A 13,068-nucleotide genomic window follows, 5' to 3' on the forward strand; every position below is an offset into this window, starting at 1 on the left:
GAGGCCGGGAACGTGGACCTGCCCACGTACACCAACATCTGGCGTATCGAGAAGCGGCTCTACAAGCTCTACGATTTCCGGCTGCCCATGCCGCTCCCGGTGGGCACCTTCGGGGTCGCCCTGGGCGTGTTCGCGCTCTGGGTGGTCCTGCTCAGCCTCGTCAACGCGCCCTTCGTGTTCGGCAACGGCTGGCACCTGGTGCTGTGGGTGGTCCCGCCCGGTGTGATCACCGTGCTGGCCACCCGGCCGGTGATCGAGGGCAAGCGCCTCACCGAGCTGCTCATCTCCCAGGCGCGCTTCCTGGCCGAAGCGCGGGTGTACAACCGCCTGGCCCCCGAGTACGAGCCCGCCGAGGTCCGCGTGACCGTGCGGGTGTGGCACCGCGACCCCGCGTCCGGTCCGCTCCCGTCGGCGTCGCGGCGCCGCGCCGAACCCGAGGCGGAGACGGCCGGGGACGGGGTCGCCGAGACCGTTGGGACCGCTGTCCGCCCGTCCCGCTCCGACGCGCCGCCGCTGCTCGGCGTGCGCGCTCCCGCCGACCCCGCCCCGTCCGCCGAGACCGAGGAGGAGGCCCCCGCCCGGGGCGGCTCCGGGAGGCCGGACCGGGGGCAGGAGAGGGCCCCCGCCGGGGCTCCGCGCATCCGGCCCCGAAGCGACGGGGAGACCGGGAGGCGGGCTCCGGTCCGGGCGAAGGCCGTCCCTGCCCGGTCGGAGACCGTGTCCGCCGGGGCTGAGAGCGCCCCGGCCGAGCCGAAGGCCGTCCCTGTCCGGTCGGAGGCCGCTTCCGCCCGGACCGCGAACGCTCCGGCTCTGGAGCGGGAGACCCCGGCGGAAAAGGCCCCGGCCGCTTCCGAACGCGCCCCCGTGGCCGTCGCCGCGCGCCCCGACCCCGAGGAGCGGCACGCCCCGTCGCGACCGCGCGGGGAGCGGCCCGACGCGTCCGCCGCCTCCGAAGGGGGCGGTGGAGCGCCCGACGGGCCCCGGCGCGGAGTCGGCCGCCGCGTGCTCAACTACTTCGGCTTCGCCCTGGGGTCCGCACCACGGGAACCCCGGGAGGAGGAACCCCGCGGGCCCGAGGCGGACACCGCTGAGGACCCCGAGGACGGCTTCGCGCGGGAGAGGATCTACGAGACCGAGGGCGAGGAGCAGCGCGACAGCGACGAGTGGTTCTCCCGCCTGCGCGCCTCCTCCGGCGAGACCCCCCTCGGCCTGACCTCCAAGAGCGCCTACAGCGTCGGCGACACCGCGGCCATGAGCCGGGGGGAGGTGGTCGACGCGGTGGATGAGCGGCGCGTCTCCGGCTCCGACGAGGAGGAGACCGCCGCGGCCCGGCGCCTGCGCGGCCGTACGCAGGGCCTCAGGGTCGCCAAGGACCTGGAGGAACAGCGCCGCACCGAGCGCGTGCGGGAGCGCGGCCCGAGGGAGCTGCCGACCTCCCGCGCCCGGGGGCAGGGGCTTCCCGGCACCGGCGAGGAGCCGGAGCCGCCCCGCCGCAGGGGGCGCCCCCACGCCGCCCCCTGGGAACTGGAGAAGAAGGCCGAGCCCGCGGCCGGCTACGGCGACCTGTCGGACTACGCCGCCCGTTACGCGGCCGCCACCGGCCGCCCCCCGGCCGAGGCTGGTGCCCTGCCCTGGCTGCCGCCCTCCTCCGCGACGCCGCAGGAGGAGGCCCGCGCGACCGAGGACGCAGACGCGCCCGCGCGCACCGAACGCCGGGAGGACCCGGTCGGGGCCGAGGACACCGCGAGTGCGACCGGTGCGCCCGGGACCACGGACGCGGACGGGGCGGCGGAGACCGCTCGTCCTGTGGCGCGTGCGGAACAGGACACGGCACGGGACGGGTCCGGAGTCTCCGCGGAGGCCGTTCCCGGCACGGGTACGCGGGACGCCGAGGCCTCCGGGCGCGGGTCCGCCTCCGGACCGGAGGGCCCCTCGGTCGCCCCCCGCCGGAGCACCACCGGCTCCGAGGACGCCCAGCGCGGGTCCGTCACGGGAGACGAGGAGACCGTCCCGCAGCGCGGCCTCGCCGGACACGGGGACACCGCCGGGCCCGGGGACGTCGGGTACCGGTCCGCCACGGGGCACGAGGCCACCAGCGGACACGGGGACACGGACGGGCGTGCGAGCACCGCCGGGCCCGGGGACGTCACCGGGAACGGGAGCCCCACCGGGGCAGAGGAGACCGTCGAGCACCGGCCCGCCACGGGGCGCGGCGACACCGTTCTTCCCGAGGACACCGCCGGGAACGGGGACACCACCAGCCCCGAGACCGCCGCCGCGCGGACCGCTCCCCGCGGCGTGGACGCCCGTCCCGCTGTGGACGCGGCGGCTCAGGGCACGACCGCCCCGGACGACACGACCACTCCGGACACCCCCGACACCCGGGTCACTCCGGACACCGCCGTGCCCGTGGCACCCGCGGCCGAACGCTCTCCCCACAAGCCCGTCCTGGAACTCGACCACGGCACCGGCGAGCAGGACGCCATGCCCGGGACGCCGCGCGAGGAGTCCCAGGACCGCGGCCCCGAGTGGAACGAGCACATGTCCGTGCTCGACAACCACCTCATCACCGCCGACACCCCGGCGCCGCCGCGCCCGAAGTTCGCCGACGCCGTTCCCACACAGGAGCGCGACGCCAAGGACCCCTCGCGGTGGTTCGAGGACGGCAGGAAGCGCCACCCCGACCAGCCCAAGGTGGGTGACCGGGGCAACCCCCTCATCCCCGCCAACGAGCTGCGCGAGGAGAACGCCGTCCCGGCCGCATCCGGGGACGCCCCCGAGACCACCGCCGGCGAGGTGGCCGGTGAGGCCGCCCCGGCCGGGCGGGCCCCGGCCGACGAGCCCAAGCCGCCCACCCAGCTCGACCACGGAACCGGCGAACTCGTCAGCTTCGTCGAGGTCCGGGACGACCACGGGCGCGGGGACGGCAACGTCCGCGTGGACCCGGGCACCGACCAGGTCCACCGACGCACCGCCTCCGACCTGGAGAGGGCCGAGGCCGAGGCCCTGGCCCGCCGCCGGCAGAACGTGCGCCGGGACGAGCGGGACCCCGGCGAGGCCCGGGGCTCCGACGGCGCAGCGGCACCCGCGGCCTCCGGTTCCGCCGGAGCCGACCGCGGCGACGCGTCCTTCCGCGCCCGTTGGAGCATGCGCGCCACCGGCACCGCCGACTCCGCGAGCCGGGACACGGACACCTCCGCCAAGCCCGACCCGGCCGCCGGCCGCCGGAGCGGGCACCAGGGTGCCGGGACCGCCCGCGCCGCCTCCGGGGCGCGGGAGGACCGCAACGGCGCCGCACGCGACCCGAGGGCCAACCCCAGCATGGCCGACGCCCTCGCGCAGGAGGGGACCTCCACCGAGGAGGAGCGGACCTCCCCGCCGGCCGTCCAGGACACCGGGCGGACCGAGGACGGGGCCCTCACGGACCGTCCCACCCCGACCGCCGGTCAGGAGCACCCCGCCGAGGAGCCGCGGGAGTCCGAGGACCCGCACGACGGCGTCTTCCACCGGGTGGCGCAGAACGCGCGCAGGCTCGGCCAGCTCTTCGGCCAGCCCGCGCCCGGAGAGGAGCCCGAGCCGCCCGCGCGCGAACCCGGGACCGCGCTGGAACTCGACCACGGCACCGGCGAACAGGAGCGCCTGGGCGACACCCCCAACGGCGTCCCCGCCCACCGGACCGAGGAGCCCGAACCCCGACGACGGGCCGAGGAGCCCGCCGCCAGCGACTCCGGCGGCACCCGGGGCTGGCGGCGCCTGGCCAAGGTCGTCACCGGCGGGGCGGCCCCCGTGCGCTCCGACCTGCCGCCCAGCGACATCGAGCGCCTGCGCACCCCGCTGGACGGTCCGCGCAGCCTCGTCGTGCTGGGCTGCACCGGCGGCGCCGGGCAGACCGTCACCGCACTGATGATCGGCCACACCCTGGCCGCGCACCGCGACGACCTCGTCGTGGCCGTCGACGTCAACCCCGGACCCAACGGCCTCTCCCGCCGCGTCGGCGCACAGACGCCCGAGACCCTCACCGGGCTGCTGGCCAACGCCGAGGCGATCCAGGACTACTCCCGGATGAGCGGCTACACCAGCCGGACCGCGACCGGCCTGGAGGTCGTGCAGACCCTGGACGACCCCTACGTGCAGACCCTGGACGACCGCGACTACGGTCAGCTGGCCTCGCTGCTCGGCGGGTTCTACGGCGTCACCCTGCTGGACCCGGCGGCCACGGGCGTGGCTCGGGCCCTGCCGGTCGCCGACGGGCTGGTGCTGGTCGCCCCGGCCAACGCCGACGCCGAGCGCGCGGTCTCCATGACCTTCGACTGGCTGGACGGCAACGGCTACGGCGCCCTGCGCGCCAGGTCCGTGCTCGTGGTCAACGGGGTCAGCAAGCGCAGCCTCCAGGATGTGGACGCCGCCGAGCGGGTGGCCCGCGGCCGGTGCCGCGCCATCGTCCGCATCCCCTGGGACGACCACCTGGGCTCGTCCTACACCAGGATCGACGTGGGCGCCCTGCGCCCCGCCACCAAGCGCGCCCACGGCGCCCTGGGCGGGGTCCTGGTCAACTCCCTCACCCAGCAGTAGCGCCGGAGGCGGGTCTCCCGGTCCCCCCGGACGCGGGCTCGGGCGGCTCCGGTCCCGGAGCCAGGGCCGGGAGGTCCCGGTCCCGGTGGCCGCGGCTTCCCGGCACGGGAGAACCCCCGTGTGGGGCGGGCTGGGGAGCCCGCCCCACACGGGGGCGCGGGACCATGCCCTCCGGGCGGGCACGCGTTCCGCTCGCGGCGGCCTGCGGCCACGCGGCGCGCTCGGGCGCGTCAGCGGCCCACGGGGGTGAACTCGCGGGCGGAGAGGAACTCCGGGCGTGGGGCGGGGGCGCTGAACGGTCTGTCGCAGGCGTTCTCGACGCTGTTGAAGACGATGAAGACGTTGGACCGGGGGTAGGGCGTGATGTTGCCGCCCGAGCCGTGCATGCAGTTGGAGTCGAACACCGTCACCCCGCCCGCCGGGCCGGTGAGCACGTCGATGCCGTGCTGGTCGGCCAGGTAGGACAGGGAGCTCTGGTCCGGGGTGCCCACGTGCTGGCTCTTCAGCGAGTCGCGGTAGTGGTCGTCCGGGGTCTGGCCCACGCAGGAGACGAACGTCCTGTGCGATCCCGGCATGATCATCAGCGCGCCGTTGTACGCGTAGTTGTCGGTCAGGGCGACCGAGAAGCTGACCGCCCGCATCCGCGGCATGCCGTCCTCGGCGTGCCAGGTCTCGAAGTCGGAGTGCCAGTAGAACGAGCCGCCGCCGAAGCCCGGTTTGTAGTTGACGCGGCTCTGGTGCACGTACACGTCCGAGCCCAGGATCTGGCGGGCGCGGTCGACCAGGCGCGGGTCGTTGACCAGGTCGGCGAAGACCTTGCTGACCTTGTGCACCTCGAACACCGAACGCACCTCGTCGGAGGAGGGTTCGACGACCACGCGCTCGTCGCCGCGCAGGTCGGGGTCGGAGCTCAGCCGCTCCAGTTCGGCGCTGTAGGCCCCGACCTCGTCCGGGGTGATGAGGGAGTCGATCTGGGTGTAGCCGCGCTCGTCATAGGCGCACAGCTCGTCGTGGGAGAAGGGGCCCTCGTCGGTCCCCCAGACGGCGGGGTCCCTGCGGTACAACAGGGCGGGTTCGGTGCTCTTACGTGTGGGGTACTCGTCCGCGGTGCTGGTCGGAAGGTCCATCTGCAGAGTCATGGTCGATCCCCTGGCGGGGTTCATCCTCTCCGATGTCGACGGTTTCTCCTACGACATGCGAACTTAACAAAGGGCGGGAAAGCCTACTTACGGCTTCTTTATGTGCGGTGTTTAGTGTCCCTTTTGTCGGGTATGACAGTCATACTATATGGAGGAAAACTGTGAGGGCGGCCGGTTTTCCTTTTCGCCCCCATCTTTACCTCGAGTCGGGGTCGTTCGCTCACCTGCGTTGCGTCACTCAGGGTGAAAGCATGCGTACTGTTCGTGCGTCTTCCCAGGTCGTCCGCCCGCGCCCTTCGCCCTCGGGGTCGCTTGTGAAAGAACCCACTTTCAGAGTGCGCTAGATCACACGAATACGGTTCAGGGGCTGGTGCAGAACTCCGGGCGAAGGGTCGGGAGGTCATCCCCGATTTCGACGGAATTTCCCGCGGGGTACTGGTGGGAGAGGAGCGGTTGTCGCACAGTGGTGGGGTCCGTGCTTTCCTCCCACCCGCTCACAGAGGAGAAAAACGTGCCCTCCCCCCGCCCCCGTGCGCTTCCCCGCGCGCTCGCGGCCCTCAGCGCCGCCGTCCTCGCGGTCGTCCTGGGCTGGTCGGCCCCGGCCGCCGCCGACCACGTCCTGCCCCCGGGCATCCCCAGCGCCTCCACCGCCCAGAGCCAGCTCGACTCCCTCACCGTCCGGGCCAAGGGGCCCCAGACCGGCTACGACCGCGGCCTCTTCCCGCACTGGAGCGTCGTCGACAGCCCCTGCACCGCCCGCCAGTACGTGCTCGTCCGCGACGGCCACGACGTGGTCACCGACTCCGACTGCCAGCCGACCTCCGGCCGCTGGTACAGCACCTTCGACGACGTGTGGTGGGACGGCGACGTCTCCCAGATCAGCGTCGACCACATGGTTCCGCTCAGCGAGGCCTGGAAGACCGGCGCGGCCGACTGGACCACCGAGCGGCGCCGCGACTTCGCCAACGACGTCGACTCCCCCCAGCTGTGGGCGGTCACCGTCAGCAGCAACAGCGCCAAGGGCGACAAGGACCCCTCCCAGTGGATGCCGGAGAACACCGCGATCCACTGCGACTACGTCAAGGCCTGGGTCAACGTGAAGCACCGCTACGACCTCACCGTCACCTCCGCGGAGAGGTCCGCCATCCAGGACACCATCGACACCGCCTGCTAGGGCGCCACAGGGCGGGACGCGTGCCGACGAACACGCCACCGCCCCCCGGAAGGTCGGGCCCGTCTCCCCCGGAGGCGGGCCCGTCAGCGTCCTCCGGGGTTCTGGCGCGCCGTAACCCCGTCCGCTTCTCCCGTTCCGGGGCGATACTCCACTATGAAGGGGGCGAGGGCGGCGGGTCCGGGTAGGAACGACGGAACCCCGCCACGCGACGCGACCAGAAGGGCGAAGAGATGACCGGCACCAGGGGGACCCGTGGCACGACCCGCCTCGCGGTCCGCTACTTCGACGACCGCGTGCTGTTCAGCGACAGCGAGGCCTGGGCCTACTTCCGCCTGCCCACGGTCTCCTACGAGTTCACCACGCCCGAGGAGCGCCAGGCGCTGGCCACCAACGTCACCATCGCCCTCGCCGCCATCCGCATGAACGACGCCGAGGTCCACCTGCGCGTCGCCCACCGCACCTACCCGGCCGCGGAGTGGGCCACCCGGCTCGACGCCACCTCCGACTCCGGCCCCGGCTGGTACGACTACCTCGACGAGACGTACCGGCACGTGTGGGCCAAGGACTTCTGGACCAAGGAGGTCTACCTCGGCGTCCGCCTCGGCCAGCGCAACGCCGGCGCCGGACTCGGCCTGTTCTCCCAGGTCTTCGGCGCCTACCAGCGCACCGAACAGGTCCTGGGCATCAACGACGACGCCGTGGACGACCGCGAGATCGCCCGCTGGACCGACCAGGCCGAGCGGCTCGGCCGCGCCCTGGCCGCCAGCTCGCTGCACGCCCGCCACGCCACCTCCGACGAGATCGCCTGGCTCATCCGGCACGCCGTCAGCGGCACCGCCGAGGAGATCCGCCCCTCGGCGGCCGGACGGCGCACCTGGGGCCGCGGCGAGATCGAGGCACTGGTCGACGGCGTCGTGCACAACGGCCGCTCCGCGCTGCGCCTCGAACAGCCCGCGGGGTCCACCCACGTCGCGTTCCTGTCCTTCGCCCGCTTCCCGGACCTGATGCCCTTCCCGGACGGCGAGCCCTGGATGCACCACGCCGACGCCCTCCCCTTCCCGGTGGAGATGTCCCTGCGGATGAAGCTCATACCGCCCGCCAAGGCCTCCAAGGACGTCGGCCGCAAGCTCGCCCACGCCCGCGACATGGACGCCCACATCCGCGAGGCCGGGGTGGAGGCGCCCATCGCGCTCGCCGAGCAGATCGACGCCGCCCGTATGCTGGAGCACGGCATCACCAAGGAGCGCCTGCCCTTCGTCTACGGCTGGCACCGCCTCATGGTGTCCGCGCCCACCGAGCGCCTGCTCGGCCAGCACGTCGAGGCGGTCATCGAGCACTACCGCGACATCGGCATCGACGTCATCAACTCCACCGGCGACCAGTTCTCGCTGTTCAACGAGTCGCTGCCCGGCGACCGCATCCGCCTCAACGCCTACGCCCAGCGCCAGCCGCTGCGCACCATCGCGGGCGGCATGCCCACCGCCACCGTCGACGTCGGCGACCGCGTCGACCACTCCGGGGGCGGCTGGGTGGGCCCCTACGTCGGCGAGACCATCGGCCGAGCCCGCTCCATCGTCCACTTCGACCCCATGGTCGCCGCGGCCCGCAACCGCCCCACCGCCATCGCCATCACCGGCGAGCCCGGCGGCGGCAAGACCACCCTCGCCCTCCTGCTCATCTACCAGCTCGCCCTGCGCGGGGTCACCGTCGCCGCCATCGACCCCAAGGGCGACGCCGAGTCCCTGGTCGAACTCCTGCAAAGACGCGGCCGCAAGGCCCGCATGATGTCCCTGGGCTCGGCCCAGCCGGGCCTGCTCGACCCCTTCGCCTTCGGCGACGACCTGTCCGCCAAGAAGACCATGGCCACCGAGACCCTGCGCCTGCTCCTGCCCCGCATGAGCGAGGAGCGCGAGTCCGCCATGATCCAGGCCGTGGCCGCCGTCGCCAACCAGCCCCAGCCCTCCCTGGCCAAGGTCGTGGACCACCTGGTCTCCTCGCCCGGCGCGGCCTCGCGCAACCTGGGCGCCGTCCTGCAGTCCATGTCGGAGATGCGGCTGGCCAGCCTGTGCTTCGACCCCCAGGGCGAGGCGCGGATCGACACCGAGGGCTGGACCACCGTGTTCACCCTGGGCGGGCTCACCCTGCCCGACTCCGGCGTGGGCCGCGACGACTACTCCTACGAGCAGCGCCTGTCCGTCGCCCTGCTCTACCTGGTCTCCCAGTTCGCCCGCCGCCTGATGAACGGCCTGGACCGGCACCTGCCCAAGGCGATCTTCCTGGACGAGGCCTGGGCGGTCACCTCCACGCCCGAGGGCGCCAAGCTCGTCCCCGAGGTCTCGCGCATGGGCCGCTCCCGCAACACCGCGCTCATCCTCGTCTCGCAGAACGCGGGCGACCTCCTCAACGAGCAGGTCACCAACTGCCTGTCCTCGGTGTTCGCCTTCCGCTCCAGCGAGCGCTTCGAGGTGGAGAGCGTCATGTCCCTGCTGGGCGTGGAGACCAACGAGGACCACCTCGCCGTGCTGCGCAACCTCGGCAACGGCGAGTGCCTGTTCCGGGACCTGGACGGCAGGGTCGGGCGGATCGGCGTCGACCTGGTCTCGGAGAACCTGCTGCGCTGGCTGGACACCAACCCCACCCGCCAGCGCCCCGGCGAGGAGGAGAACCTGGTGCCCGCGGGCGGACGCGACGAGCAGCTCTAGGCGGTCAACCCAAACTGTTGCGGGTGTGACGCAGGAGCTCTCTCCCTTCCGGTGATCCTGCTGCCGGAGGCGTTGTGGGACGCCGACGGCCCCTCGGGGAGCAGGATCACCGTGGAGGGGGCGGGACGGCGGGCCCTTCCGGGCAAGGGGTGCGCGGCGCCTGGTTCGGGGCGCTCCCGGGTGGGAATCTCCTACCCTGTCGGGTTCCGCCCCGGGTGCCCGACCTCCCCAGCCCCGGCATTCCGACCCCCCACCGCTCACGAGGGACCGCCCATGCGTGAGGACGCCATCCGGCCGCGACCCGTCATCGACCCCGCCCTGCCCGACCGCCAGCGCCGGGAGGCCTCCCTGGGGGCACGGCCTCCGGAACCCCCGCCCAGAGGCGGCGGAGGGCCCCCCGAGGCCCGCCCTCCGAGGCTGTCCGACAGCGGTGTCCACCTGCTCGGCGTCGGGTTCACCACGACCCTGGCCCTGATCACGGCGGGCTGGTACCTGGGCATGGTGATCGCCAGCGTCAGCCTCGTCGCCTACGTCGCGGCCCTGGCCTTCCGGCGGGACGCCCACCCCGCCGTGCGGGCCGCGGGCGCCGCGGCGGGGGCGGGCACGCTGGTCACCGCGCCGGTTTGGCTGCTGGACGTCGTGCCCCAGGACCCCTCCCCGGGCATCCCGTGGGTGGTGTTCGGGGTGCTCGTCGCCGTGGTCACCGCCGACACCCTCACCTCGCGGGTGCGCCGGACCGACCGGGAGCGGTACCGGGAGCGCGTGGTGTTGCCCGACGACGTCAGTGAGGGCGACCACGCCCTGCTGGTGGAGGTGCAGCGCACGATCGACCTGGTGCGCGGGGCCCGGACCGAACTCGGCGGGGAGTCCCTGGACACCGACCGGGCGCTGACCGTCCTGCACGAGCAGGAGTGGCGCATCGCCTCGCTCCTGGCCCGGCAGCGCGAACTGCGCCGCTCCCACCAGCGCCGCTGGCAGCGGGCGGTCTCTCCCCGCGTCAGGGAGGCGCTCAAGCCCCAGCGAGAGCACCTGCACGCCGTCGAGGAGGCCGTGCGCGCCCGGGTCGCCCAGATCACCGAGTACGGACGCCTGGTCGAGCAGGCCGTCGCGGCCCACCGGGAGTGGGAGCAGTGCCAGGATGCGGTGGACTCGACCGCGGAGTACACCGAACACCTGGCCGCGGCGGGCTTCCTCGGCACCCGGGCCGCGGACGTCGCCGAACTCGCCGCCACCGCAGCCCTCGCCCGGCAGGTCCGCGACGAGCGCGTCAGCCGCCTGGCCGGACACGACCTGGTCGCCCACGGGTGAGCCCCCGCGGCCACCGCGTCCGGGGCGCGCGGCCGTGGGCCCCCGGACACCGCGGCACCGGTTGCGACCAGCATCGCGGTAGTTGTCCGGATGCGGACAGTGGGGACTTCGGCAATCGTCCCCAAACGCCTCCGGCTTCTGACACATTGGGCGAATGAGTGAAGTCAGGGAGAGCGTCCACCCCCTCACCTCCGCCAAGGAGACGGTGTCGGTCGGGGTCGCCTCGGGCCGGGGCGGGTTCGTCGAACTCCTCCGGGACGCCCGCCGGAGCCTGCTCGACACGCTGGAGGACGGCGACCCCGGCGGGCGGGAGGTCCGCGAGGCCTCCGCCCGGCTCCACGACCACGTGGACCGGGTCCTGGCCGAACACGTCCAGCGCCAGCGCCGCTGGCCCGCCCGCACCGACGGCGAGCGCCTCACGCGCGCCTTCCGCGCCCTGGACGAGTCCGGCGTCATCGCCCGCGAGGAGTTCACCTGCTGCGAGCGCTGCGCCAGAACCGCCCTGGAGGGCGAACTCGCCGCCCGCAACTCCAGACCCGCCGACACCCCGGCGCGCGGGTACGCCTTCTACCACGACCAGGACGCCGCGCACGCGGTCGCGGGATCCTCGCTCACCATCGGCTTCGGGGCCAGCCACCCGATCCGCCGCGCCGCCGTGGGGGAGGAGGTGGCCGAGGCACTGCGCGCCCACGGGCTCACGGTCGAGTGGGACGGCGACCCCGACCGCAAGCTCCACGTCGGTATGGACTGGAACCGCCGCCGCTTCGGCCGGGGGGCCGCCTTCCCCGGGCCCGCCGTGGACGGCGAGCCCATGGTCCACGTGTCCTTCAACAACCCGGGGCCCTACGAGGTCCCCGAGTGGGTCTCCCACTACCAGGGCCGCGTGAGCGTCCGCGAGCTGTCCCGGATGGTCCTGCCCTGGCTGCCGCGCTTCTTCGTCGCCACGCTGAGCAGCGACCGGGGCCACACCATCGCCCTCGAACGCGACTTCGACCTCCTGCGCGTCCGGCACGGACCGGCGCTGTCCCGCGAGCGCGTGGAGGAACCCCTCAGCCGCTGGGTGGTGGGCGCCGTCTGGCCGCGCGAGGAGGCCCGCTCCGCCCACACCGGGCTGGTGGAGGTCCACTACGCGGACGCCGCCGAGGAGGGCCTCGGCTTCATGGACTACGCCGAACCCCTGGAGACGGCCGCCGCGCGCCTGGTCGTCCACCAACTCACCCCGAGCAAGGGCACGTTCGCGGTGTTCACCGCCCCGAGCGGCGCCGTCGTGCAGATGGTGTGGGAGAGCGGTCCCCGGCTGTGGATGGAGAGCCCCTCGCCCGCCGAGGCCGTGTCGCGGGGCCGCTACGTCACCCTCTCCGAGGCGGAGGAGACGGTGCGCGTCCTGGCGGAGGAGGGGCGCGTGGCCCTGGCGGAGCTGGGAGAGCTGAAGCTCACCCACTGGTGAGCGGTCCGGGGCGGGCGGGGGCCGGCCGCCCGCGGCCGGCTCCCGTGGGGGCGCGGGTCCTCCGTTCGCCCGCGTTCCGCGCGTGGGGTGCCGGCGTCCCGCGTTGAAGAGGTGGTGGACGGGGACGGCTCATCGCCGACGCCGTGGTCACGTGGTCCCCTGCCCGGTGTCCCGCGGCGTTGACCGGTGTTCCGTGCCGCGCCCTCAGGCGTCGCCGTTCCCCGGTTCACGCGTTCGCGCGAACCCCAGCGCGGCCAGACCGAAGACGAGTCCGCCGACCAGGAACCAGGGGTTCCACAGCAGCAGCGTCCACATCCGCTGTTCCGGGCTGACGGTGGTCTCCCGGCCCGCGGGGTCGGCCAGCAGCATCACCTCGACGGTGACGGCGCGCAGCAGCAGCACGGCGCAGACACACCAGCCGAGGGTCCTGACCACCCGCCCCGTCGGGCCCGGGGGACGCGGCCTGGCGAGGAGCCAGCCCAGCGCGCCGCCGAAGAGGCACAGCAGACCCACGCCCCACAGTCCCACCACCACGAACCACCCCGGGCGTTCCACGGCCACAGGGCCCGCCGAGACGCCCAGGCCCCAGTCGCCGCCCAGCGCCCAGTAGAGGTGGAACACGGCGAAGGCGACCGCCCAGGCGCACGCGACGCGCCCCCACAGCCCCGACGCCGCCCCGTCCCCCCTGTCCCGCGGATCTTCGTGCATAGCGAGCAGCATGCCACC

The 13,068-nt window shown here is 74.0% G+C and carries 7 protein-coding genes; 5 read left to right on the top strand and 2 right to left on the bottom strand.

All coding sequences use genetic code 11. The features are described 5' to 3' along the window. Positions 1–12: 12 nt before the first annotated feature. A complete protein-coding gene (locus NDAS_RS27580; protein WP_013151194.1) occupies positions 13–4,572 on the top strand; it encodes a conjugal transfer protein in 4,560 nt (1,519 codons plus the stop codon). A 230-nt stretch (positions 4,573–4,802) separates the two neighbouring features. On the opposite strand, the gene thpD is transcribed toward NDAS_RS27580, so the two are convergent. After that, positions 4,803–5,711 (bottom strand): ectoine hydroxylase, encoded by a 909-nt coding sequence (thpD, locus tag NDAS_RS00700; protein ID WP_013151195.1) that lies wholly within the window; start codon positions 5,709–5,711, stop codon positions 4,803–4,805. Positions 5,712–6,222: 511 nt separating this feature from the next. On the opposite strand from thpD, the gene NDAS_RS00705 reads away from it, so the two are divergent. From NDAS_RS00705 to NDAS_RS00720, 4 genes are all read left to right on the top strand, one after another. Next, complete coding sequence (locus NDAS_RS00705; protein WP_013151196.1) at positions 6,223–6,885, top strand: HNH endonuclease family protein; 663 nt, start codon at positions 6,223–6,225, stop codon at positions 6,883–6,885. A gap of 230 nt (positions 6,886–7,115) precedes the next feature. After that, positions 7,116–9,587: an ATP-binding protein gene (locus tag NDAS_RS00710; RefSeq protein WP_013151197.1), complete on the top strand. Its 2,472-nt coding sequence runs from the start codon at positions 7,116–7,118 to the stop codon at positions 9,585–9,587. 273 nt (positions 9,588–9,860) lie between these two features. Further along, entirely contained in the window at positions 9,861–10,895 is a 1,035-nt protein-coding gene (locus tag NDAS_RS00715; RefSeq protein WP_013151198.1) for a hypothetical protein, read from the top strand. A 154-nt stretch (positions 10,896–11,049) separates the two neighbouring features. Next, positions 11,050–12,342, top strand: coding sequence for a DUF6891 domain-containing protein (locus tag NDAS_RS00720; protein WP_013151199.1), 1,293 nt, complete (start codon positions 11,050–11,052; stop codon positions 12,340–12,342). A 204-nt stretch (positions 12,343–12,546) separates the two neighbouring features. On the opposite strand, the gene NDAS_RS00725 is transcribed toward NDAS_RS00720, so the two are convergent. Next, positions 12,547–13,050: a DUF3995 domain-containing protein gene (locus NDAS_RS00725; protein ID WP_041552156.1), complete on the bottom strand. Its 504-nt coding sequence runs from the start codon at positions 13,048–13,050 to the stop codon at positions 12,547–12,549. Positions 13,051–13,068: the final 18 nt, after the last annotated feature.

It is taken from the genome of Nocardiopsis dassonvillei subsp. dassonvillei DSM 43111 (assembly GCF_000092985.1).
GTDB classification, from domain to species: domain Bacteria; phylum Actinomycetota; class Actinomycetes; order Streptosporangiales; family Streptosporangiaceae; genus Nocardiopsis; species Nocardiopsis dassonvillei.